The 22339-nt window shown below is 57.2% G+C and carries 22 protein-coding genes; 18 read left to right on the forward strand and 4 right to left on the reverse strand.

Annotated features, from left to right (window positions below):
• Window positions 1–329: 329 nt before the first annotated feature.
• Window positions 330–809, reverse strand: coding sequence for a GAF domain-containing protein (locus tag MKZ15_RS03475; RefSeq protein ID WP_155607259.1), 480 nt, complete (start codon window positions 807–809; stop codon window positions 330–332).
• Between the two features lie 220 nt (window positions 810–1029).
• Between MKZ15_RS03475 and MKZ15_RS03480 the strand changes: the two genes are divergently transcribed.
• Window positions 1030–1230, forward strand: coding sequence for an aspartyl-phosphate phosphatase Spo0E family protein (locus tag MKZ15_RS03480; protein ID WP_155607258.1), 201 nt, complete (start codon window positions 1030–1032; stop codon window positions 1228–1230).
• Here the strand turns inward: MKZ15_RS03480 and MKZ15_RS03485 are convergent.
• The gene (locus tag MKZ15_RS03485) at window positions 1212–2165 is read right to left on the reverse strand and encodes an alpha/beta hydrolase (protein ID WP_213623594.1); all 954 of its coding nucleotides are present in this window, start codon (window positions 2163–2165) and stop codon (window positions 1212–1214) included. The genes MKZ15_RS03480 and MKZ15_RS03485 overlap by 19 nt on opposite strands.
• Window positions 2166–2393: 228 nt before the next feature.
• Between MKZ15_RS03485 and MKZ15_RS03490 the strand changes: the two genes are divergently transcribed.
• The 7 genes from MKZ15_RS03490 to MKZ15_RS03520 all read left to right on the forward strand — a co-directional run bounded on the left by MKZ15_RS03490 (window position 2394) and on the right by MKZ15_RS03520 (window position 8404).
• Entirely contained in the window at window positions 2394–2978 is a 585-nt protein-coding gene (locus tag MKZ15_RS03490) for a GNAT family protein (RefSeq protein ID WP_339819870.1), read from the forward strand.
• Window positions 2968–3720, forward strand: coding sequence for an energy-coupling factor transporter transmembrane component T (locus tag MKZ15_RS03495; RefSeq protein WP_193416621.1), 753 nt, complete (start codon window positions 2968–2970; stop codon window positions 3718–3720). Before MKZ15_RS03490 ends, MKZ15_RS03495 begins: the two co-directional genes overlap by 11 nt.
• 161 nt (window positions 3721–3881) lie before the next feature.
• Entirely contained in the window at window positions 3882–4487 is a 606-nt protein-coding gene (locus tag MKZ15_RS03500) for an ECF transporter S component (RefSeq protein WP_155607254.1), read from the forward strand.
• A gap of 601 nt (window positions 4488–5088) precedes the next feature.
• Entirely contained in the window at window positions 5089–6036 is a 948-nt protein-coding gene (locus tag MKZ15_RS03505) for an ABC transporter ATP-binding protein (protein ID WP_339822276.1), read from the forward strand.
• Between the two features lie 145 nt (window positions 6037–6181).
• Window positions 6182–7708, forward strand: a complete 1527-nt coding sequence (locus tag MKZ15_RS03510) for an MDR family MFS transporter (RefSeq protein WP_193416619.1) — start codon at window positions 6182–6184, stop codon at window positions 7706–7708.
• A gap of 156 nt (window positions 7709–7864) precedes the next feature.
• A complete protein-coding gene (locus tag MKZ15_RS03515) occupies window positions 7865–8206 on the forward strand; it encodes a hypothetical protein (protein WP_155607252.1) in 342 nt (113 codons plus the stop codon).
• Window positions 8207–8230: 24 nt separating this feature from the next.
• A complete protein-coding gene (locus MKZ15_RS03520) occupies window positions 8231–8404 on the forward strand; it encodes a hypothetical protein (RefSeq protein WP_167521246.1) in 174 nt (57 codons plus the stop codon).
• A 295-nt stretch (window positions 8405–8699) separates the two neighbouring features.
• Here the strand turns inward: MKZ15_RS03520 and MKZ15_RS03525 are convergent, their stop codons facing one another.
• On the reverse strand, window positions 8700–9167 hold the full coding sequence (locus MKZ15_RS03525; protein ID WP_155607251.1) for a MarR family transcriptional regulator: 468 nt from the start codon (window positions 9165–9167) through the stop codon (window positions 8700–8702).
• 266 nt (window positions 9168–9433) lie between these two features.
• On the opposite strand from MKZ15_RS03525, the gene MKZ15_RS03530 reads away from it, so the two are divergent.
• From MKZ15_RS03530 to MKZ15_RS03540, 3 genes are all read left to right on the forward strand, one after another.
• Window positions 9434–10753, forward strand: coding sequence for an MFS transporter (locus tag MKZ15_RS03530; protein ID WP_339819874.1), 1320 nt, complete (start codon window positions 9434–9436; stop codon window positions 10751–10753).
• A 95-nt stretch (window positions 10754–10848) separates the two neighbouring features.
• Entirely contained in the window at window positions 10849–11559 is a 711-nt protein-coding gene (locus tag MKZ15_RS03535) for an ABC transporter ATP-binding protein (protein ID WP_339819877.1), read from the forward strand.
• A gap of 55 nt (window positions 11560–11614) precedes the next feature.
• Window positions 11615–12904 carry an ABC transporter permease gene (locus tag MKZ15_RS03540; protein WP_339819880.1) on the forward strand — a complete coding sequence of 430 codons (1290 nt, stop codon included), beginning with the start codon at window positions 11615–11617 and terminating at the stop codon, window positions 12902–12904.
• Window positions 12905–13066: 162 nt separating this feature from the next.
• Here the strand turns inward: MKZ15_RS03540 and MKZ15_RS03545 are convergent, their stop codons facing one another.
• A complete protein-coding gene (locus tag MKZ15_RS03545; protein WP_339819881.1) occupies window positions 13067–13744 on the reverse strand; it encodes a hypothetical protein in 678 nt (225 codons plus the stop codon).
• A 153-nt stretch (window positions 13745–13897) separates the two neighbouring features.
• On the opposite strand from MKZ15_RS03545, the gene iolD reads away from it, so the two are divergent.
• The 7 genes from iolD to MKZ15_RS03580 all read left to right on the forward strand — a co-directional run bounded on the left by iolD (window position 13898) and on the right by MKZ15_RS03580 (window position 22244).
• Complete coding sequence (gene iolD, locus MKZ15_RS03550; protein ID WP_339819884.1) at window positions 13898–15760, forward strand: 3D-(3,5/4)-trihydroxycyclohexane-1,2-dione acylhydrolase (decyclizing); 1863 nt, start codon at window positions 13898–13900, stop codon at window positions 15758–15760.
• A gap of 25 nt (window positions 15761–15785) precedes the next feature.
• Window positions 15786–16703: a myo-inosose-2 dehydratase gene (gene iolE, locus MKZ15_RS03555; protein WP_213623587.1), complete on the forward strand. Its 918-nt coding sequence runs from the start codon at window positions 15786–15788 to the stop codon at window positions 16701–16703.
• Entirely contained in the window at window positions 16700–17716 is a 1017-nt protein-coding gene (gene iolC / locus MKZ15_RS03560; protein WP_339819888.1) for a 5-dehydro-2-deoxygluconokinase, read from the forward strand. Before iolE ends, iolC begins: the two co-directional genes overlap by 4 nt.
• Before the next feature lie 42 nt (window positions 17717–17758).
• On the forward strand, window positions 17759–19207 hold the full coding sequence (locus MKZ15_RS03565) for a CoA-acylating methylmalonate-semialdehyde dehydrogenase (RefSeq protein WP_213623585.1): 1449 nt from the start codon (window positions 17759–17761) through the stop codon (window positions 19205–19207).
• Between the two features lie 27 nt (window positions 19208–19234).
• Window positions 19235–20284 carry an inositol 2-dehydrogenase gene (gene iolG / locus MKZ15_RS03570; RefSeq protein ID WP_193416611.1) on the forward strand — a complete coding sequence of 350 codons (1050 nt, stop codon included), beginning with the start codon at window positions 19235–19237 and terminating at the stop codon, window positions 20282–20284.
• Between the two features lie 4 nt (window positions 20285–20288).
• Window positions 20289–21125: a 5-deoxy-glucuronate isomerase gene (gene iolB / locus MKZ15_RS03575; RefSeq protein WP_339819892.1), complete on the forward strand. Its 837-nt coding sequence runs from the start codon at window positions 20289–20291 to the stop codon at window positions 21123–21125.
• A 90-nt stretch (window positions 21126–21215) separates the two neighbouring features.
• Window positions 21216–22244, forward strand: a complete 1029-nt coding sequence (locus MKZ15_RS03580) for a LacI family DNA-binding transcriptional regulator (RefSeq protein ID WP_193416609.1) — start codon at window positions 21216–21218, stop codon at window positions 22242–22244.
• Window positions 22245–22339 lie beyond the last annotated feature (95 nt).

Genomic DNA, 22339 nt, shown 5'->3' on the forward strand with positions numbered 1-22339 from the left:
TATGAAAAATCGCGTATAAATGGGGAGAGCTTGCTATCGAACGGAGGATTTGTATGAAAAATCGTATAAAACGGAGAGAGTAAGGCCCTGAAACCGGAATTTTGTATGAAAAATCGAACAGAATAGGAGCAAACGAGGCGAAGGCAGCGGGATATGAATGAAATATCGCATAAAATTGATAGAATGGGAACCCAAAGCGGGAGAGCGACGGCGGGCACTAAGGTAACAGTCAAAAAAAGACCCCTGCGCGGAAAACGCGCAAAGGCCTATAGGACTCGTGGAACGAGCAAATCCCGCAACATACTCCCCACGTTATGTGGGTCTGTCAACTACAACTGCTTGGCGAGCGTCGCCACAAATTGCTCCAGGAATGCCTGATCTTCGGCGTCAAACCGCCCCTTCAGCGGACTGTCGATGTCCAGTACCCCAATGAGTTGGTCTCCCACGACGATCGGTACGACAATCTCGCTATTGGACGCCGCGTCGCAGGCGATGTGTCCCGGAAAGGCGTAGACATCTTCGATCCGCAGCGTTTCTCGGCGTTCCGCACTGGTCCCGCACACGCCTTTGCCGAGCGGGATCCGAATACAGGCCGGTAGGCCTTGGAACGGCCCAAGTACTAACTCCTGGCCGTCGAACAAATAGAAGCCGACCCAGTTGATATCATCTAAGAAAAAGTTCAGCAGCGCGGCGGCGTTGGCTAAATTGGCTACTTGGCTGCTTTCCTCGTAAATGAGCGCTTGAAGCTGCGACAAGACGGCATTCTGCCGCTCTTCGCGGGAGCCGCTGTATTCGCTGGCATGAAACATACGTTATTCCCTCCTTGAAGCTGCAGGCTGACCTAGGCCGCCGGCAGTAATAAAATCTATTATAAATAAGTTTTTTGTCGAGGGATAGCATTCTTGCGGAGGAGGGACTATTTTTTCTTACAAAGTCCGACACCGAGTGCTAATTTTTATCAAATTTGCAAAATATGTTTTTTGGCATCATGAGGTAAAATAGGGACAAGATTAATGAAAAGGTGATTTTATGGTACCTCAAACTCTCCGAGGCGTAAGCCGTACCAATAACAAAATCAGCAATGATCTGAAGGCGACCATTGAGCACCTGCGTCTGGAATTAATGAATGCCGCTACCCAAGACAACTTTAGCAGCGGCACGATTCTGGAATTAAGCCAACGCCTGGATCAGTATATCGTCATGGCTCAAAGTCAGATGCTTGGTAAATAAGCGGTGGATTGTTCATCCGCGCCTAGTGCCTTCTCGATGAAGGTCTGAACCTGATCGGTATACCGCTTCGGATTGATGCCGTAGGCATTGGCGTGGACCGCGCCCTCCACGAGCAGCAGTTCTTTGGGTTCGGGTTTTTGACTGTACATCTCTCGGCTCATATAGGTCGGTACGTAGTTGTCTTCCATGCCATGGATGAACAACACCGGTAACTTGCTGTTTTCGACGGCCTTAATTGGACTAACCTGATGCAGTCGGAAGCCGGCTTTGCGCTGCAGCAGCTTGTCAACCAGCGGCAAGAGCGGCTTGGCCGGCAGCCTGTTCAGCTTGGAGATTTGATGGCGCATGAGCTCCGTCAGGTCCGAGTATGGGCAGTCGGCGATGACGAATTTCACATTGGGATGGGCAATGGAGAGATACTCCAGAACCGTTCCGCCCCCTAAGGATTGGCCATGAAGGCCGATCACACTACTTTCCCCGTAATTCTCAAGGATCCAATGTACCCACGTTTGGACATCGTACTTCTCTTGATAACCATAGGTTGTGTAGCTTCCTTCACTGCCGCCATGCCGGCGTTGATCCACGAGCAGAATGTTAAAGCCCGCCTTTTGAAACATTTCGATATATTGCGTTGAGGCGAGCAACGAGACCGTATAACCGTGAACGATGATCATCCAGCGGTGGCTCTCGGGGAACAACTCCAGCACGTACCCGTTTAACTTCAATCCGTCGCGGGACATTACCTGTACCGCTTGTTTGGGTAACCGCTCGAATTGTTCGCGGGTATATACACCCGTTCGTTCTAAATATTCGTAAATACTCTCATTCGTTTGCAGCCGCATCTGGGTGATCTGGCGAACCGCAAAGCGCGGCACCCCGCTCACAAATGCCAATACGGCAAGCAGCAAAACCAAGATAACGATCGTAAATACCATCTGCGTGGGTTCCTCCTTGCGAGCCTATCCGTAAAGCTCTCTATGTCTATAATAGTATCACCGAAAAGTTGGAAGGAAAATCGCCCCTCTGTAAAATTTGCCCTTCCCCTTTGACGAGTTTATTCCGATATGATTATCTATAAAAAGGTGTTGTAATGGAGAAAGAACAAATCCCTGAACATCACTCAAACATGCAGAAGCGGAAACGGCGAGGGGGAACTGGAAATCGTGTTTAGATGCGGCGGGGACATTCCCGTGCTGGAAAGCGAAAGGCTGCGGCTGCGGCGGATGGAGCGGAACGATGCAGGGGTTTTGTTTCATTATTGGAGTGATTCTGAGGTAATAAAGTACATGAATCTTCCGCCGTTCACCTCGGTAGAGGACACTTGGGAGATGATTAACCTACTTAACGGTTTATCCGAGAGCGAGGACACGCTTCGCTTCGGCATAGAGCTCAAGGAGGAGAAGAAGCTGATCGGCAGCTGCGGATTTAATGTCTGGGAGCTGGCCGGAGCCTATCGCGGCGAGATCGGCTACGACTTGGGCCGGGAGTACTGGGGGCATGGATATATGTCGGAAGCGCTGCGGATGCTGCTCGCCTATGGGTATGAAACGATGGGATTAAACCGTATCGAGGCGCTGGTCGACCCGAGGAACAACGCTTCTCGCAGGCTGCTGAAGGCGTTCGGATTCCTGGAGGAAGGACTGCTTCGGCAGTATCAATGGACGGAGAGCGGCTTTGTTGATCTGCTGATGTATTCCTTGTTAAAGAAAGAGTATTACGCAGGAGGGGGAGTTAACGATGGAGTATAGCAAAGAGTACGGTGGCCGATTCCTTCACCGTCTTGATCCGCTCAGCAAACTGGTCGCGTTAGCTTGCCTTGCTGCGCTCACCATGCATTGGGACGACCCGCGTCGGCAGATCGTCTTGTTGCTAACGTTGATCGTAGCGGCTAAGCTGGGGGCCGGGATGAGTTGGCACCGGTTATTGCGGCGGTTCGCATGGATCCTCGGCTTTGGCCTGCCGTTATTTGTTGTAACTGCACTAGCCGTACAGCTTCGAGAGGGCAGTACCGAGGGACCTCTGCTGATTTCGGGGGTTGCACTAAGCGACGCCGCAGCGGTGACCCTGCGGATGGTTAGCTTGTTTTTGTCCTCGCTGGCTTATATCGAGTCCACCGATCCCAAGGATTTCGTCGTGATCATGACAACCCGTTTGAAGTTGCCGTACCGGTTTGTGTTTGGAATTTCGATGGCGCTGACGTTTCTGCCATTGTTGGCGGAGGAAGGCAGGCAGGCTGCGGCCGCCCGCAAACTCCGGATGGGCCGGCAACCGCGAGGGATCCAGGAGCGACTGGAACAGCGTCGGGGTCAGTTAGTGACCGTATTCACCGGGGCGATAAGGCGCGTGGAACAAACCGCCGGGGCGATGGATGCCAAGGGGTTTGGCGCGTATCGGGAGCGGACGTTTTTACGGGAGGTGCCGTTTAAAGCCATTGGCATAGGGACGATCATGATAAGTTTGATTTTGACGGCGGGTCTGTGGATGCTGTGAGATAATTTAACCCTTGCAGGCCCGAAGGATCTCGCTTTCTCGCGCTTTAGCGACACAGGGAGATTAACGCAGAGGGGCAACGGTTCAAAAAAAGGACTTGACGCCGATTGATTGTTAACCTAAATTATGTTTTATGGTTAACAATCGAAAGCGATGAGAGGATGGTTCATGTGAAGGGAGCAAGTTCGGGCAAGGCGTTTCAGCGCTTTACCACACTAGATATCGTGTTGATGGCCATGCTGGCCGCGGCGAATGCCGTGATGACAGTTTTTCTGTCGCCGCTGAATCAAGCGTTGAACGGGTTGGGGGGACCGATCCTCACCTCGACGATCACCGGTTTGTATATGATCTACGGATTGCTGGCGTATTATATTATCCGCAAACCGGGGACGGCCTTGATTACCTACGGTATCGGGGCGGTTGTCCAAGCTTTTATGGGAACGGCGTACGGCATTTTGTCCTGCTTCGTGGCCGCTGCCTGTTATTTGGTGATCGTGGAGGGAGCCTTTGCCCTTGTGCGATATAAAAAATGGAGTTGGCCGATGCTGATGGTGACGGGAGGCGCGATGGTGCCGGTGTGGTTCTTCTTCGCCGCCCAAATGTTCGGTTATACGAAATGGGGAATGGATATCCTGCTGATCGCATTGGTCGTCCGGGTACTGAGCGGGATGGTCTTATGCGGCTTGCTGGTCAAGCTGCTTGGTGACGCCTTGGCGGGCAGCGGACTTCTTCGCCGCTTCGCGGCAGGCCGCCGGATGGAAGCGTAAGATGTCGCGCCCCGCACTGGAACTGCACAATGTCAGCTACGCGTTCGAGCCGGACGGGGTTCCGGCGGTGCAAGGCGTGACGCTCACCGTGGAACGCGGGGAGTGGGTGGCGCTCGTCGGCGCGAGCGGCAGCGGCAAATCGGCCCTGGCGCAGCTGATCAGCGGTTATCTCCCCCGAACCGGGGGAGGGAACCGCACGGGCCGAGTGCTCGTGGACGGCGTCGATCCCGCGGAAGCGGAGATCGGCGAGGTGGCCCGGCGTATTGGGGTCGTGTTCCAGGACCCCGACGCGCAGCTCGTGCAGGGCCGGGTCGAAGACGAAGTCGCCTTCGGCCCGGAGAACCTGCGCGTCCCCGCCGCCGAGTTGGAACGGCGGGTAACGGATGCGCTGGCGGCGGTGGCGATGACGCCCCGTCGCCTTACGCCCGTGCATGCGCTGTCCGGCGGCGGGCGGCAGCGCACGGCAATTGCGGCGGTGCTGGCGCTGGAGCCGCCGTTGCTCGTGCTCGACGAGGCGGCGGCCAGCCTCGACGCCGCCTCGCGCCGGCGGCTGCTGGCGCTGCTGCGCCGCCTGCACGGCGAAGGCCGGACCATCGTGACGATGTCCGGCCGGATGGACGAGCTCGCGCTGGCTGCGCCGCGGCTCGTCGTGCTGGACGCCGGAACCGTCACGTTGGACGGTCCGGCGGAGCCCCTCCGCCGCGACGCGAGCGCGCGGCTGGAGGAGCTGGGCATGCTGCCGGCCGAACCATCGGCGGCGGCAGCATGCCCAGGCTCCAGCGGCGGCGGCCCTGCGGGGCCCGCCGCCCTCGCCCCCGCCGCCGGGCCCGCATCGGCGGCGACTCACGCGCCCCTGCTCGAGGCGCGAGGGCTCAGCTACGCTTTCGCCCGCGGAACCGAGCTGGTGCTGCGGGATGTCCGCCTGACGCTGTACCCTGGCGACTGGCGGCTGCTGTGCGGGGACAACGGTTCCGGTAAAACCACGTTGTCCCGCTTGCTGATGGGTCTTCTGCCCCCACCTAAAGGTACGGTATTTTGGCAGGGCCGGGACACTGCCCGCCGGACGCTTTACGATAGGGCGTCCGAGATCGGCTACGTGTTTCAGCAGCCGGAGCAGCAATTCGTCGCCTCAACCGTGTGGGACGAGCTGTTCTATAGCCCGCGCGCCGAACTGCGGCTGAGACCGCAGGATCCTGTGCCAAAGGAGCTGCGACAGCGGGCCGAACGCATGTTGGAAGCGATTGGTTTAGCCGGTAAAACCGGCGAATCCCCGTATTGGTTAAGCGGCGGGGAGAAGCGCCTGCTGAGCGCGGCCTCGGTTATGATCTGTCCGAAGCGGCTGTACATTCTTGATGAGCCAACGGCGGGCATCGATTATGGCGGCGTCCGCTTGCTCACGAATTTATGCCGCGAGGCGCTGGGGGAGGGGGCCGCGCTGATCATGATCACCCATGAACCGGAGTTGTTTGAAGGCGAACCCGTCAAACGCTGGCGAATGGCGGAAGGGCTGCTTAGGGACGAGGAGCTGAGCTGGAGCAAACGAAGCTGAACTAGCCACACGATAACGATACGGACGGCAATCCAGGAACAGGACCCGGGTTTGCCGTCCGGCTTTCTTTTTTTCGGGCATTCTACTATAATGAATGGTTATGAAATCATTGTACGGATGGTAGAGAAAGGAAGTATCGTTCAACATGAAAGCACCCAAACTGAAACGTAACTATATCTTGACCGGTTTGCTATTATCCACGTTTTTAGCTGCGATTGAAGGCACCGTCATTGGCCCGGCGGGCCCCCGTATCGTCGGCGACCTCGGCGGAGCCCGGCTGCTCGGTTGGGTATTTACCGCCTATCTGCTGACGATGTCCGTCACAACGCCGATTTTCGGCAAAATCAGTGACCTGTACGGCCGTAAGCCGGTGTTTGTCATCAGCTCGCTGCTGTTCTTGGCCGGCTCCATATTATCCGGTACGGCCCAAAGCATGGGGCAACTGATCGGGTTCCGCGCCCTACAAGGGATCGGGGCCGGCGGTCTCGTTCCGGTCACGTTTACGATCATCGGCGACATTTACTCCATCGAGGAACGCTCCAAAATCCAGGGCTGGATCAGCTCCGTTTGGGGCATTTCCTCCTTGATTGGTCCGCTTCTGGGGGGATATGTCGTGGATTCGCTGAATTGGCGCTGGGCCTTCTACTTTAATGTGCCGTTTGGCTTGCTGTCGCTTTACTTCATCATCGTTTATCTGCATGAGCGGATCGAGAAACGCAAGGTTAAGGTGGACTATCTGGGGGCGGTAACCTTTACGATAGGTGTATCCGCCTTACTGATCGGACTGGCGACGGGCGGGCAGCAGTTGGCCTGGACTTCGCCGTGGCTGATCGGGATCTTTGCTGTGGCGGCTTGTTTCCTGGTGTTGTTCTTCGTTGCGGAACAACGGGCGGAGGAACCGCTCGTGCCGTTGAAGTTGTTCCGGATTGGCGACATCGCTTTCTCGAATTTGACCAGCCTTTTAGCCAGCGCACTGCTGATCGGCTTAACGTCATACCTCCCCCTTTGGATTCAAGGGGTGCATGGCCAAAACGCGACGATTTCCGGGCTGGCGCTGGCCCCAATGTCCATCGGCTGGATGCTGGGCTCCGTCTTGGGCAGCCGTTGGCTGATTTCCCGGGGCTCTCGCTACACTTCGCTGATCGGCATGATTATCATTGCCTTGGGTGCGGCGGGATTGGCCATGATCACCGAAGGAATGCCGATTTGGCCGTTATTAATCTTTAACGCATTGTACGGAATCGGGTTTGGTTTCTCGTTCACCGTATTTACCATCATCGCCCAGTCCTCTGTTGGATACAGCCTCCGCGGCGCCTCCACGGCGCTGAATTCGTTCGTCAAATCGATCGGGCAGACGATTGGTGTCGCCGCCTTCGGCACCTTAATTAATCTGCGGATCGCGGCCCAGACGAAAAATGGTACAGCAGCGGGCGTCCCGATTTCACAGGACGATATCGACCAACTGCTGTCTCCCGAAAAAGTCCATTTACTAGCCCCCGAACTTTGGGGAGAGCTGAAGCAGGTTCTAGCGCAAAGCTTGCATACGTTGTTTATCGTGATGGCGGTCATCGCGATTGCCGGCATCCTGTGCGCTTTCGGGCTGCGCAACCGGGCCCCGGGGCAAGAGGACGACGAGGCCACGGCAAGCAAGCCCGCCGTGGACAGAGCTTAGCTTAGCGCTTGTCCCATTCGCCTGAACTTCCCGGCGCAGCCTTCGCCTTCCCCAAGCTGCCGATTCCTGTTGAAACAGGGCGGCAGCTTGTTTTTCGTATCCCGGTATAAAAAAGCCCGCCTCTTCGCACCTTAACGGGAAAGGGGAGGTGTAACTATGAACAAAGAAATGAATATGGACCAGCACACGCTGGTGGATGCCTGGCAGAAGCAGTTGCCGGAATATCTGAATCCGGGAGACTCTGCGCAGGTGCAGGCTGATGGGGCCAACCCCCAGGGGCTGCGAATTCATATCAATGCGGCGGGACATCAGTTTTTTTCCTTTGATTTTCAATGCTCTTATATGGACCCGCGCGAGATTCGCGTTGAGCTGGTCGATGTGGAGCGGGACGGGCAGACCATAGCGGAGGACAGCGTGCAGATCCAGGAATTGACCGGGGATTACGTCCGTCATATCCATGAATGCGCGCAAGCATTGTCGCCAATGACGAACCCTTAAGGAGAGAAAGCGAGGACAAACGCGATGGCACGAAGCAAATCGGGTATCGACAAAAATTTGACTAACGTGGTTGAGGATTTGGACCGGACCCCGGTGAATGCGCATCAGGCCCAGCAGATGCAGCAAAAGGTGAATGACCGTCGGCACCGGGACATCAACAATCGCGATCACAACAAGGATATGGATCCAAGCCATTAGTTTAGGGAGTTAGGCTTCCGTCCTTAACGTGATTTTTTAACCTTATTGAGGCGGGGGTGGCGATTCAAGCTTCAAATAAAGTGATGGTTTCACCTTATTTGGGCATAGGTCGGCGAATCACACTCTTTTTTACCTGGATAACGTGAAAAAATCACCTTATTTTGCCTGGATCTAGGGAGATCGGCGAAATAAGGTGATTACATCACTCTATTCTATTGAAATTGCTCCCGGATCTTCACAAAAAGGCTGTTGCCAAGTTCATCGTTACGATGACCTCGGCTACAGCCTTTTTGTCTTATTTGCGCAACAGGGGAGCGAGCTTCTCGGCTTCGCGGCCCATTTTCTTCAGCAGTTCGATCATAATTTGCTTCTCTTCGTCGTTCAACCCGCTAAGCGCATGGTCGATGCGATCGGAAAATTCCGGATACAGCTGATCCATCAACTCTTTGCCTTTCGGCGTCAACTCGGCATAAATCACGCGCCGGTCACGCGGACAGGGCGTCCGGTGAAGCAAGCCTGCTGCCTCAAGCTTGTCGATCACGTAAGTCACGTTGCCGCTTTGGAGTAGCAGCTTGGCCCCAATTTGCTGAATCGGCTGTGAGCCTTTGTAATAAAGAACCTCCAGGACGGCGAAAGCCGTCGGGTTAAACCCCTGGATTTTGCTCCCCGTGACCGCGTGTTCGTTGACGCTCTTAAATGATTTGGCAAAAACCCGGTACAAATGCAGCGACAAGTCCGTTCCGCGTTCTTCGGTTGTCATCATGTGCATCCCGCCCTTACTTTATATTTGTGAATCTTTTTACATGGTCGAATTATTGTAATCTTAAAACACTTCAGAATTAAAAAAAATATAATTTATCACAATTTGCGCTTTTTTTAATGGAAATAAATGTTTATCGTTGCGCCTTGCGACCTCTGTAAATTTCAGCCTGCGGCACAGGGGACGAATCCGTCCCCAGACGGATGGATTGCCCCTTCGGATTCATTAAGATAACTTCATAATCGTTTGGAGTAGGGGATGAGGGAAGAATGATGGGATTCGGGAATAAGACGAAAAGCCGTGAAAAGTCCGGACTGTTGCAAAATCGCGCCTATTTAGCGCTGATGTCGGCGCAACTGGTATCCAATATCGGCGATTGGCTGTATTTACTCGCGTTACTGACGATGGTTGGCCTGAAGTGGCAAGCCACGCCTTGGGAAATTACGATGGTTTCTCTTTTTATGGTGCTGCCTGTTCTCGTGGGAGGGCCGTTGGCCGGGATGCTTGCGGACCGAATCGAACGCAAGAAGCTGATGGTCTTCTCGGATCTCGTGCGGTTTGTGGTCCTGCTGGGCTTCGTATTCGTGACGGCAATCTGGCAGGTGTACGTCCTGTTGATTGCCAAAGGGATTCTGGACGTGATCTTCTCCCCGGCGAAGAACGGCAAAATCAAGGAAATCGTGCCGCATGAGCAGCTGGATCAGGCCGTTTCCTACAGCGCAATCATCGAGCAGGGCACCAAGATTATCGGGCCAGCCCTAGGCGGCATGCTGACCGCGGCCTTTAGCGTCACGGTGTGCTTTGTTGTCGATGCGGGAACCTTTCTCGTTTCGGCGCTGTTGTTAAGCAAGGTTCCGGGTAAACTGCGGGAGGCTGCGGAGCAGTTGAAGTCGATGGAGGGAGAAGCGGGGGAACCGGTTTCCGCCAAAAACAAGCAAAGTTTTTGGACGGAAATGGCGGCCGGCGCCAAAATTATCGGAGGGATTCCATTGCTCGCCTTCGGAACCCTGATCCTGTGTGCCACCTTGCTCGTCCTGCAAATCGCCGACTCGCAAGCGGTTGTCCTGTTTCGGGAGATTCCGGGGGTGTCCGATGACCTGCTTGGCTGGTGCATTACGTTTAGCGGGGTAGGAACCCTGACGGCAGCCTGGTTTACGCAGCGGCTTCGCATCGCCCCTTTGTTCAAAATGGGTTTCGGCGGGGCTATGCTAGGGTTGGTATTTGCGGCAGCAGGTTTCATCGTAAGCCACTTGTCCCATACCGACGGGGTGACCGCACTGATGTTGACGTTGTTTGCATTTGCCGGACTGGGTGCCGGCATGACCTTTATTCCGTTTCAGGTCATGCTGCAACAGAGGACCCCCGAGGCTGTGACTGGCCGGGTGTTTGGAACGGTATCCAGCTTAACTTCCACCGCAACGTTGATCGGACCGCTGTTTGGAGGTTCGCTGGTTACCGCCTTTGGGCCGGAGCCGGCCTTCATTTTGTCGGGATGCCTGATGGCCGCCATTGGTTTCCTGTTGCTGACTATTGCCCCGGCGATCATGAAGCGGGACCGCATGGCAATCGAGCCGGCCGTCGGGGCGTAACGTCGGCAGGTTTGCCCGGACGCGCCGCGGACATGTACAAGAGCGCATGATGAACTATAATGGAAGAAATGACTCATAGATTCGAGGAGATTCTTTTGGAACAAGCTCAAGCATGGTTGGAAGTGAACATTGATCAAGCGGGGTATGAGGCGGGGAATGCCGCCATCAAAAATATCTCGCTCGCTGTCAAGCCCGGTGTGCTCACCGGGCTCATTGGGCCAAACGGGGCGGGGAAGAGTACGACGCTAAAGGCAATCCTTGGCTTGCTTCCGTTTGCAGACGCAGCGGTGGAATTTCACGGCAAGGCGAATCATTATGCCTATATTCCGGAGCAACCGGTTTTTTATGATACGCTGACGTTATGGGAGCATTTGGGGCTGGCCGCCGCCGTATACGGAATGGACGAGCCCGAATTCGTGCGGGAGGCTGGGGCGCTTCTGGAGAAGTTCCGCATGACCGAATCGCGGGACCTGCTGCCGGGTGGTTTCTCGAAGGGGATGCGGCAGAAAATGATGCTGATGATCGGGTTCCTCGGCCGTCCCGATGTATATATCGTCGATGAGCCGTTCATCGGACTAGACCCGCGGGCGACCAAGGATTTTCTCGGCTTATTAGAGGAGGAGCGGCGCCGCGGCGCCGGTGTGCTGATGTCCACGCACGTGTTGGACACGGCAGAACGAATTTGCGACGAGTTGATCCTCATTTCGGAGGGCCGGGTCAGGGCGAGTGGTTCACTGGACGACATTCGGACGGCGGCGAACATGCCGAGCGCTTCCTTATTCGATTGTTTCGACGCCTTAACTTGAGGTCGATGTCGGTATACGGCAGAGAGCGGAGAGAGGGGCTGGAGTATTGAAGAGCATGACACGGATGACGGCTCGGCGTTTATTCGCCCGGCGCTGGCGCGACCGGTTCCGGGAGAAGTTGGGCGTTCTAAAGTTTACGTTTGATTGGATCATTCTTTTATATCTCGGCATTCCCGGCTTGCTGCTGGGCGGCCGGGCGTATTATGGGTTGTGGCGGGAAGGACTTCCGGCTTGGCTGGCTCACTTGCCCTATCCGTTTATCCCGATCTTGTTGCTGCTACTCCTGTATAGCAGCGGAGGGATTTCCTTCTATATTGAAGCGGCTGACGTGCTGTTCCTACGGCAGCGCCCGCGGTGGATCACGGAATTAATGCTGCGCGGGTTGGCTGCCAGCTCCGCCGTTCAGGCCATCATGCTGGCAACCGTCATCGCCGTGCTTAGCCCGCTGTTGGTTCGCGTTTACGGAATGGGTTGGGCGGACATTGCCGGGTTATATGCGGTAGCGTATGCCGCAAAAATCGTGCAGATGCTGATTCAGCAACTGCTTGGCGTATTAACCACAGGCTGGCGCCATCTCCTGCTGCGTTCGCTGGCGTATTCGGCGCTGGCGGCGGGGTTCGGGGCCTGGGCCGCTTGGGCTGCTGCGGCGGGCGCCGGGCGGCCGGCCGGATTGGCGGCCGGAGTTGCCCTGCCGGTGCTTGCGCTGCTTGCCGGCGCGCTCGGATGGCTCCGCTTCCGCCTGCGGGGCCGCTTTGACGCCGAAGTGCGCGAGGAGGAGCGGCAGCGCACAAGGCTGACCGCGCTGCTCCTTGCTTCGGTCGTCGAGCGGCCGAAAGCGCCCCGGCCCGGCGGCTCCAAACCTTGGCTGTTCCGCCGCCTGCGCCGCTTGACGCGCTCGCGGAAGCCGGAGGCCCGCATCGCCGAGGCGCTTGTCAAAGCTTTCTTTCGCGGGAGCGAATGGAAGCTGTACGCCCAGATGACGCTGGCCGGGCTGGCTGCCGTCGTGCTGCCGCCGTATCCCGCCGTGAATCTAATCGTTTATGCCGCAATGCTTCTGCTGCTGATGTATTGGCTGGGCGGCCACCGGAGGGCCTTCTTTGATCGTGAGCTCATGTCGATCCTCCCGCTGGAGGAATCGCTGGCCTATCACAGCGCGGCCCCGGCGATGACGCTGCTGCTGCTTCCGGCAGTCGTCGTACTGACAGCGGCGCTTGGCGCCAAGCTGTTTCCGCCGCTTTGGGGCCTACCGACAGGCGCGGTCTGTGGCGTGCTGACGGCTCGGTGGTTAGGCGGCTTGTCCCGCGGATTTGGGCAGACTTTCGGACGCCGTCCGCGGTCCGGTTAAACCGGGGAAGAGACAGGCGACGATAAATTTTTTTGTTCTATTTGGGTGAATCAAAACATAAAATAGTTTGTTAAGCGCTTCACTCTATAAATCGAATTTGTTGCCCAAGTCAACCAACCCCGGTATCGTGAATCGATGCCGGGGTTGATTCGGTTTGTCGGCTCACTCTCCCGCGAGCGACGCCAGCAATGCGTTCAGCCGGATCGGAATCTCCCGGCGCAGCTGTTCCCAAGACACGAATAACGACGGGTCCCACGCGTGAAGCGCATATTCGAACGAGGGCTGAAAGCGGTACTGCTGCAGGCATCGCCTGGCAAGCAGATCCGAGTCCGGAAGCGTTCGGAGCTCGCCGCGGAACATGGCCGGCTCCAGCAAGCCGTCGTTGCCCGCGTCCTCCATGCAGCACGAAGACGCTGTCGGCATGAGTCGAAAGAACTCGGCAATCGGCGACATGGCATGCTTGCCCGGCTGGGAGAACAGCTGGACGCGTCCGTCGGAGGACAAATTGCTGCGGTCCCGCAACAGCCCAATCAGTCGATGCCCGTGGGAGCTGCATTCACAGTGGACGATGTCCCCGTCCGGTCCAACGAAGATCCAGACATGCTCCAGCTCATACAGATGTTGAATGTCATAGTCCCAATAGATCGCGTACTCGATCGCCATCATCGTTTGTGAGCCGTCGACTTCCACGACCCGGTCGAAGGAAGGGGACGGGGCGGTCGCCTCGAAGACGGTGACCCCAACGCGATCCGGCTTGAAAGGTTCCAATACATCGAAATAAAGGTCGGGTGCATAACGCAGGGCCGCTTCCCAATGTGCGGCTTCCAGGGAATGACTCAAATTTATCATCCTCCCAAATAAAAAATGATTGCGTTTACTTAAAAATTGTAGTAAAAAGTGAATTAAGCGCTTTACATAATTACTATAGGGCAAATTTTAAATAATTGAAAGCGTTATATTTTTAAGCGATTAATGAATGGGTGGGAGGACGAAATGCAGACGATCCGGCTTACAATGGCACAAGCGTTGCTGAGGTTTCTGGACAGTCAATACGTTTCCGTCGACGGTGTTGAGATGAAGTTCGTTGCCGGTGTTATGGGTATATTCGGCCATGGCAATGTAACCGGCATCGGCGAGGCGCTGGAGCGCAGCCCCGGAAGCCTCGCGTTCGTACAAGGCAAGAACGAGCAAGGTATGGCTCACGCGGCGATCGCGTTTGCGAAGCAATCGCGCCGCCGGCGCATCTACGCGTGCACGACGTCGATTGGTCCTGGCGCGCTGAACATGGTGACCGCAGCCGGGACGGCGACGGTCAACCGCATTCCGCTGCTGCTGCTGCCCGGCGACAACTTCGCTTCCCGGCAGCCCGACCCCGTGCTGCAGCAATTGGAGGCGGGACATGATTACACGATCGCGGCGACGGATTGCTTCAAGCCGGTCAGCAAGTATTGGGATCGCATCGTTCGTCCCGAGCAGTTGATGACTGCGGCGCTGAACGCGATGCGTGTGCTAACGGACCCGGCGGACACGGGGACGGTAACCCTTGCGCTTCCGCAGGACGTGCAGGCGGAAGCTTATGATTACCCGGCGGCGTTTTTTGACAAGAGGGTGCATGTGATCGAACGCCAATGTCCGTCTACTAATGCTCTCCGCCGGGCGGCGGAAGTCATCGCATCCAAGTGCCGGCCGATCATCGTCGCGGGCGGCGGCGTGCGTTATTCCGGGGCAGAGGCGGAGCTGTCGGCCTTCGCGGAGCGCTTTGGCATTCCGGTGGCGGTGACCCAGGCGGGCAAAGGCGTCTTGCCCTGGAATCACCCGCTTAACGTCGGCGGTGTGGGGGTAACCGGCGGACTGGCCGCGAATCGGCTCGCGCATCAGGCCGATCTTGTTATTGGGGTCGGTACGAGGTATTCCGACTTCACGACCGCGTCCAAGTCGGCGTACCGAGAAGACGCGTTATATGTGAATGTGAACGTCAGTCGGTTGGACGGCGCCAAGCTGGACGGTATCCCGCTAGCAGGAGACGCGAAGGCGACGTTGCCGGCGCTCGCGGAATTATTGGTGGAGACGGGGTACACTCCGGCTTACGGCGAAACGGAGCTTGAAGTGCTCAAGTCTGAATGGGATCGTGAGGTCGACCGTCTGTTTGAACTGGAGCATGAGGCCGGGTTCGCACAGACGCGCGCACTCGGAGTGATCAACGAGACGATTGGCGACGGCGCGGTCATTGTATGCGCGTCGGGCAGTCTGCCCGGTGACTTGCAGCGGCTGTGGCGGGTGTCCCAATCGGACGCCTACCATCTGGAATATGGCTTCTCCTGTATGGGTTATGAAGTGAGCGGCGCCTTCGGGGTCTCGCTTGCGGAGCCGCAGCGGGACGTCTATGCCCTGGTCGGGGACGGTAGCTATTTGATGCTTCATTCCGAGCTGCTTACCAGCTTGCAGGAGGGGCGGAAAATCACAGTGCTGCTGTTTGATAACCACGGCTTCCAGTGCATTCACAACTTACAAAGCGAACATGGAAGCGACGGATTCGGTAACGAATTCCGTTATCGGGAGGACGGCACGGGCCGCTACACGGGCGCACCGCTTCCGATCGATTATGCGGCGCATGCCCGCAGTCTCGGAGCTGCTTCTTATAAAGCGTCGAACGCGGAAGAGCTTCGTGAGGCGCTCCACCTGGCACAGGCGGAGACGCGAACGACACTGATTGAGGTCGCGGTGTTGCCCGGCACGAATACGGGGGGCTACGAGTCCTGGTGGAACGTCGGTGTTCCCGCCGTCTCGACGGGCGAGCGGGTCGTTAAGGCTAGCGAAGCAATGAGCGAACGCATTCAACAGGCGAGAGCTTATTAACGGAGACGCAACGGGAGGGATCGCGATGGCAGGCTTTTCTTTTCGCTTGGGCGTACATCCAATTAATTGGGTTGGAGAAGACGTCAAGGAGCATGGAAACGACACCACGTACGAGCAAATCTTGGATGATATACAGGCGCTTGGCTTGACGGGGACGGAGATGGGGAGAAAGTATCCGACCGAGACCGGCGTGCTGAAGCAAGAATTATCCGGACGCGGAATCCGGCTTGTCTCGCAATGGAAGTCGGTGCTGTTCTCCGATCCGGCCTACCGCGAGCAGGAATTGGAGGCGTACCGGGAGCACGCAAAGTTTCTAAAGGAAATGGGTGCCAAAGTCATCAGCACTTGCGAAGTGGGCGGCTCCCTGCACTTCGATCCGCGTCGCACTCCGAATGAGCGGATCATCATTCCGCTGGACGATGCGGGATGGGAGAGCTTGGCCGAAGGGCTTAACACGGCCGGCCAAATTGCACGCGACTACGGGCTGAAGCTGACGTACCACCACCACGGCGGCACTGTCGTCGAACGGCCCGAAGAGATCGACAAGCTGATGGAGCTGACCGATCCGGAATCCGTGTGGCTGCTGTTCGATACCGGTCACGCGTTGTACGGTGGGGCTGACCCTCTGACACTGCTCCGCAAGCATTACGACCGTGTTGCCTACGTTCATCTGAAGGACGTGCGCGCCGACAGGCTGCGCCAGGCGAAGGAAGCGGGCTCCGACTTCGTCACCTGTATTCGTGAGGGGGTATTCACCGTCCCGGGCGATGGCTGCATTGACTTTCGGCCGATCCTCGCCGAACTGGTCGGCCGCGGCTACAACGGCTGGGCCATGCTCGAGGGTGAGCAGGATCCGGCGGAACATCCGCCGCGTGAATACGCTGCCCGGGCGCTTGCCTATCTGCATTCGCTGAATCCGGTTCAAGGAGGGGATCTGGCATGACAACGTTGGTTTCGCTGTTCCCGGAGAATCGGAGGTTCGACCTCACTGCGCTCGGGCGGCTGTGTATTGACATGAACGCAAACGAAATCAATCGCCCGATGGAGCAGACGATGACGTTCACCAAGTATGTCGGGGGCTCGCCTGCGAATATTGCGATCGGCATGAGCCGGCTTGGTCGGCGCGTCGCATTCATTGGCAAGTTGGCCGATGATCAGATGGGCCGGTTCATTCGTTCGTACCTGCGGGATAACGGGATCGATGACAGCGCTGTCTCGACAGACCGCACCGGCGCGGTAACCGGGCTTGCGTTCACCGAAATCAAGAGTCCTACCGATTGCAGCATCCTGATGTACCGGGATAACGTAGCCGATTTGAAGCTTAGTCCGACAGAGGTTGACGAGTTGCTGATCTCGGACAGCAGAGTGCTGCTGATCTCGGGTACGGCGCTTGCCGCAACTCCGTCGCGGGAGGCGGTGTTCGTTGCGCTGGAGTATGCCCACGCTCACGGGACTCCGGTAGCCTTCGATATCGACTATCGGCCTTATACTTGGCGTTCGCCGGAGGAGACGGCGGTGTACGGCCATCTTGTCGCCGAGAAAAGCGACATCCTTATCGGCACCCGTGAGGAATTCGACAGCCTGGAGCGATTTGAACGTGATTCAGACCGCAGTGACCGGTACACCGCAGCCAAGTGGTTCGAGCGCGGTGCGAAGCTCGTCGTCATCAAGCATGGCAAGGAGGGCTCCATCGCCTATACGAAGGATGGTCTGGAGCATCGCGCTCCGTCGTATCCAGCGAACGTCATTAAGACGTTTGGGGCGGGCGATGCTTATGCTTCCAGCTTCATCCATGGCCTGATGTCCGGCTGGGACGTTGCTCGGAGCATGTCTTTTGGCGGGGCGGCGGCGAGTATGGTCATCTCGAGTCACAGCTGTTCGGACGCGATGCCAACCGCCGCGGCGGTTGAGGATTACATCCGGCGCTGCGAGCGCGGGGAAATTACAGCCGGTTGACGCGAAGTGCGCCGGCCTATAGAAACGGGGAGAACATGGGCTATGAACTCAACGCTTAAGAACTGGATCGGCGGACATTGGGTCGCGTCCGCATCCAGCCAGACGGAGGATGTCTACAACCCGGCAACGGGAGAAACGCTGGCGAAGGTACCGTTATCCACGCCGGCGGATGTTGATGTGGCGGTTACCGCCGCGGCGGAGGCTTACGCGGCCTGGAGCCAGACGCCCGTCCCGCGACGCGCGCGGGTGCTGTTCAGGTATCAGCAGCTGCTCGTAGAGCATTGGGATGAATTGGCCCGACTCATTACGCTGGAGAACGGCAAAAGCTTCGGTGAAGCCCATGGTGAGGTGCTGCGCGGCATCGAGTGCGTGGAATTCGCCGCAGGCGCGCCTACGCTCATGATGGGGAAACAGCTGCCGGACATCGCTTCCAACCTTGAATCCGGCATGTACCGCTATCCGCTGGGGGTCGTTGGCGGCATTACGCCATTTAATTTCCCGATGATGGTGCCTTGCTGGATGTTCCCGCTAGCCGTCGCGTGCGGCAATACCTTCGTGCTCAAGCCGTCCGAGCGGACGCCGCTGCTGGCGAACCGACTGGCTGAGCTGTTTCATGAGGCCGGCTTACCGTCAGGCGTGCTGAACGTCGTACACGGCGCGCATGATGTCGTGAACGGTTTGCTGCGGCATCCCGGCGTCAAGGCGATCTCGTTCGTCGGATCGCAGCCGGTCGCCGAATACGTGTACACGACCGGCGCGGCAAATGGCAAACGCGTTCAGGCATTGGCCGGGGCCAAGAACCATTCGATCGTCATGCCGGACGCGGATCTGGACCTTGCGGTCAAGGAAATCGTGAGCGCGGCGTTCGGCTCGGCGGGTGAGCGCTGCATGGCTTGCGCCGTCGTCATCGCCGTTGGCAAGATCGCGGATGACCTCGTCGCCAGGCTGTCCGCCGCCGCAGATAAGATAACGATCGGCAACGGTCTCGACGAAGGCGTGTTCCTTGGCCCGGTCATCCGGCAGACGCACAAGGAACGGACGATCCGCTATATCGAAAGCGGCGTCGCCGAAGGCGCAGTGCTCGTCAGAGACGGTCGCGGCGTTGATGCGGCCAGCGAAGATGGCTACTTCCTCGGCCCAACGATCTTCGATCGGGTGAACGGCGAGATGGCGATCGGCCGGGAGGAGATATTCGCGCCGGTCTTGTCGGTTATGCGGGCCGAGACGCTCCAGGAAGCGGTCGAGATCGCCAATCGCTCGGAGTTCGCAAACGGCGCTTGCTTGTTCACGAGTAGCGGCGCCAGCGTTCGTAAGTTCCGGGAGACGATCGACGCCGGAATGCTTGGAATCAATTTGGGCGTTCCTGCTCCGATGGCATTTTTCCCGTTCTCCGGTTACAAGAATTCATTCTACGGCGACCTGCATGCGAACGGCACAGACGGGGTCGAATTTTATACGCGCAAAAAAATGGTGACCGCTCGCTGGTCGTGACCAGGCTGAAGCAGGGGGAGAGACTACATGGACAAAATAAGGATTGGCGTCATCGGTGTCGGGAGAATCGGCAAAATCCACGTCGATAATCTGAGAAAGCTGCAGCAAGCGGAGGTCGTCGCAATCAGCGATTTGTACGCGAATGCCGAATTGGTGGAATGGGCGCAGGAGAGGGATATTCCGATCGTAACGGCCGACAGCAACGCGATTATTCATCATCCCGATATCGATGCGATCTTTATCTGCTCGTCCACAGACAGCCATGTTCCGCTCATCGAGAGCGCCGCGAGAAGCGGCAAGCATATTTTTTGCGAGAAGCCGATCAGCATGGATATCCGGCAGACGGAGGAAGCGCTGGAGGAAGTGCGCCGCGCCGGCGTGAAGCTGCAGGTTGGCTTCAATCGTCGCTTTGACCACAATTTCCGCCGAGTTCGGGAGCATGTCGAGTCGGGAGCGATCGGCGATGTACACCTCATTAAAATTACGTCCCGCGACCCGAGTCCGCCTCCGGAATCCTATATCGCGGTATCCGGCGGTATCTTCATGGATATGATGATCCATGACTTTGATATGGCGCGTTATTTGTCCGGCAGCGAGGTAGAGGAAGTGTTCGCATACGGCGGCGTGCTCGTCGACCCTGTATTTGCGAAATACGAGGATGTCGATACGGCCGTCGTGACGCTGCGCTTCGCAAATGGTGCGCTTGGCGTCATCGATTGCAGTCGTCAAGCGGCGTACGGCTACGACCAGCGCGTGGAAGCGTTCGGCAACCTTGGAGCGGCCAGCGCTGACAACGATCACGCAAATACGGTGGCACTCAGCACGTCGGAAGGCGTGCATGGCGACAAGCCGTTGCACTTCTTCCTGGAGCGTTATAACGAGGCCTACGTGCTGGAGACGCAGCAATTTGTAGACAGTGTGCTAAGTGGCAATTCGGTTCCGGTTAACGGGGAGGACGGCTGGCAAGCGGAGCGGATCGCTCGGGCGGCGAAGCTGTCGCTCCGGGAGCGCCGAATTGTCAAGCTGTCGGAGCTGGACATCGCCGGATCCATCCATGCCGGATGCGAAGGGAGATGAGGGAATGTCGAACTTGATCGTTCGTCCCGACACGGGAGTGTCGGGGGAACACCCCTTGTTATCGGTTACGCCAGAGTCTGCCGGTTGGAGTTATGTCGGGTTTGACGTACATCGGCTGAATCCTGGGGAGAGAATCGAAAGGGATACGGAGGAACGCGAGTACTGCCTCGTCATATTGGAAGGGAAGGTAAATGTATCTACCGCGGAGTCCACGTGGGAGGCGATCGGCGAGCGAATGAGCGTATTCGAACGCATTCCTCCGCATGCAGTTTACGTGCCGGGCGGCAATCGGTACCAAGTCGAGGCTTTGACCGAAACGGAGCTGGCGATCTGCCATGCGCCGGATCGGAACGGCGGCCATCCGGCGCGCTGGATTGGGCCGGAGGATATCCGCGTCGAAGTCAGGGGAGAAGGCGCGACGAGACGTGATATTCACCATATTTTGCCCGAACAGCAATCCGCGGACAGCCTGCTTGTCGTCGAGGTGTTTACACCTCCGGGACATTGGTCCAGCTATCCCCCGCACAAGCACGACCAAGACGCCCTGCCGGATGAATCGCTTCTGGAGGAGACGTATTATTACCGGGTGAATCCGCCGCAAGGGTTTGCCGTTCAACGCGTATACACGGACGACGGCTCGCTCGACTCGACGCTTGCGGTGAAGAACGGCGAGACGGTGCTCGTGCCAAAGGGGTATCATCCGGTATCTGCGCCTCCGGGGTATGAGGTCTACTATCTTAACGTCATGGCCGGCCCTGTTCGCGTTTGGAGGATTCACAACGATCCGGACCACGCATGGACGCTTGATCCGCCGCGCACGCGTGAGGACAGACAAGAATGAACATTTGCAAAGGGAAAGAAATCATCGGATAATAGCACAATAGAGCGGCAACGCTCGTACGAATTCATCCGATTATGAACGAGGTTGGGTATGAAAGCGACAACGATTTACGACGTAGCCAAGGAAGCGGGAGTGTCCATTGCGACCGTCTCCAACGTCATTAACGGCAAAGGCAACGTAGGCAAGAAGAAGCGAGAAGAAATATTTAAGGTGATGAACCGTCTCCAATACAAGCCAAGCGTCATCGCTTCCGCCTTGATGGGGAAGAAGACGTATACGCTGGGGCTTCTGATTCCCGATGTGTCGAATCCGTTCTTCTCCGAAATTGCCCGGGCCGTGGAGGACATGGCCCATGAGGAAGGATACAGCGTGATCGTGTGCAGCACGGATAATAATGATGAACGCATCGAGAAGTATATCAAGCTACTGGAGCAGAAAAGCGTCGACGGCGTTCTGATTGGCACCGGTGTGGAAAACGCGAACATCATCGCTCAACTGTCCGAGAATTCCGTTCCGATCGTCATGATCGCCCGGGAGACGCCGGACATCGCCGTGCATAGCGTGCTGACGGATGACTTCAAAGGCGGCTCGTTGGCTGCCGGACATCTGCTGCAGCTGGGGCACGAGAACATAGCGATCTTGTCCGAGAACGCCAAATTTAGCAGCAGTAAAGAGCGTGTGAGAGGGTTTCGGTTTGCCTTGTTCGAGGCGGGCAAAACGCTGGACGATGAACGGATCGTCGCCTGCCGTTCCACGATCAAGGACGGCAAACGAGCGGCAGAGTTATTGCTTGGCGGGCCGAATCCGCCAACGGCGATCTTCTGCTGCAATGACATGCTGGCGATCGGGGCGTTGCAGGCGGCCAGGGAATGCGGCGTTCGCGTTCCTGAGAAGTTGTCGATCATCGGCTTTGACAACACGATTTTATCAACCGTCACGAACCCGTCGCTGACAACGATCGCCCAGCCGACGGATGAAATGGCTAAGCTTGCCTTCGGCTTGCTCCTCTCTTCGCCGGACGGGGTGACAGACGCCATCAGACAACGGATCGTGATGCAACCCAAGCTCGTCGTCCGGGAATCCACAGGTCCATCACTGCACGAAGCCGCCGGCCGTTAAGGCCGGCCTAGGGCATCGTGCCCAACCTACATCATCGCAATCTCCACACACCAACGCATTTCGTTCTATCCATCGTAATTCCCACACACCATCTA

Origin of the sequence: Paenibacillus sp. FSL R7-0216 (assembly GCF_037969915.1) — a bacterium.
In the GTDB taxonomy this organism is placed as follows: Bacteria; Bacillota; Bacilli; order Paenibacillales; family Paenibacillaceae; genus Fontibacillus; species Fontibacillus rhizolycopersici.

Coding starts and splice junctions, on each gene's coding strand:
- MKZ15_RS03475 (WP_155607259.1), bottom strand. CDS start 809: ATGTTTCATGCCAGCGAATACAGCGGCTCCCGCGAAGAGCGGCAGAAT.
- MKZ15_RS03480 (WP_155607258.1), top strand. CDS start 1,030: ATGGTACCTCAAACTCTCCGAGGCGTAAGCCGTACCAATAACAAAATC.
- MKZ15_RS03485 (WP_213623594.1), bottom strand. CDS start 2,165: ATGGTATTTACGATCGTTATCTTGGTTTTGCTGCTTGCCGTATTGGCA.
- MKZ15_RS03495 (WP_193416621.1), top strand. CDS start 2,968: ATGGAGTATAGCAAAGAGTACGGTGGCCGATTCCTTCACCGTCTTGAT.
- MKZ15_RS03500 (WP_155607254.1), top strand. CDS start 3,882: ATGGTTCATGTGAAGGGAGCAAGTTCGGGCAAGGCGTTTCAGCGCTTT.
- MKZ15_RS03505 (WP_339822276.1), top strand. CDS start 5,089: ATGTCCGGCCGGATGGACGAGCTCGCGCTGGCTGCGCCGCGGCTCGTC.
- MKZ15_RS03510 (WP_193416619.1), top strand. CDS start 6,182: ATGAAAGCACCCAAACTGAAACGTAACTATATCTTGACCGGTTTGCTA.
- MKZ15_RS03515 (WP_155607252.1), top strand. CDS start 7,865: ATGAACAAAGAAATGAATATGGACCAGCACACGCTGGTGGATGCCTGG.
- MKZ15_RS03520 (WP_167521246.1), top strand. CDS start 8,231: ATGGCACGAAGCAAATCGGGTATCGACAAAAATTTGACTAACGTGGTT.
- MKZ15_RS03525 (WP_155607251.1), bottom strand. CDS start 9,167: ATGATGACAACCGAAGAACGCGGAACGGACTTGTCGCTGCATTTGTAC.
- MKZ15_RS03530 (WP_339819874.1), top strand. CDS start 9,434: ATGATGGGATTCGGGAATAAGACGAAAAGCCGTGAAAAGTCCGGACTG.
- MKZ15_RS03540 (WP_339819880.1), top strand. CDS start 11,615: ATGACACGGATGACGGCTCGGCGTTTATTCGCCCGGCGCTGGCGCGAC.
- iolD (WP_339819884.1), top strand. CDS start 13,898: ATGCAGACGATCCGGCTTACAATGGCACAAGCGTTGCTGAGGTTTCTG.
- iolE (WP_213623587.1), top strand. CDS start 15,786: ATGGCAGGCTTTTCTTTTCGCTTGGGCGTACATCCAATTAATTGGGTT.
- iolC (WP_339819888.1), top strand. CDS start 16,700: ATGACAACGTTGGTTTCGCTGTTCCCGGAGAATCGGAGGTTCGACCTC.
- MKZ15_RS03565 (WP_213623585.1), top strand. CDS start 17,759: ATGAACTCAACGCTTAAGAACTGGATCGGCGGACATTGGGTCGCGTCC.
- iolG (WP_193416611.1), top strand. CDS start 19,235: ATGGACAAAATAAGGATTGGCGTCATCGGTGTCGGGAGAATCGGCAAA.
- iolB (WP_339819892.1), top strand. CDS start 20,289: ATGTCGAACTTGATCGTTCGTCCCGACACGGGAGTGTCGGGGGAACAC.
- MKZ15_RS03580 (WP_193416609.1), top strand. CDS start 21,216: ATGAAAGCGACAACGATTTACGACGTAGCCAAGGAAGCGGGAGTGTCC.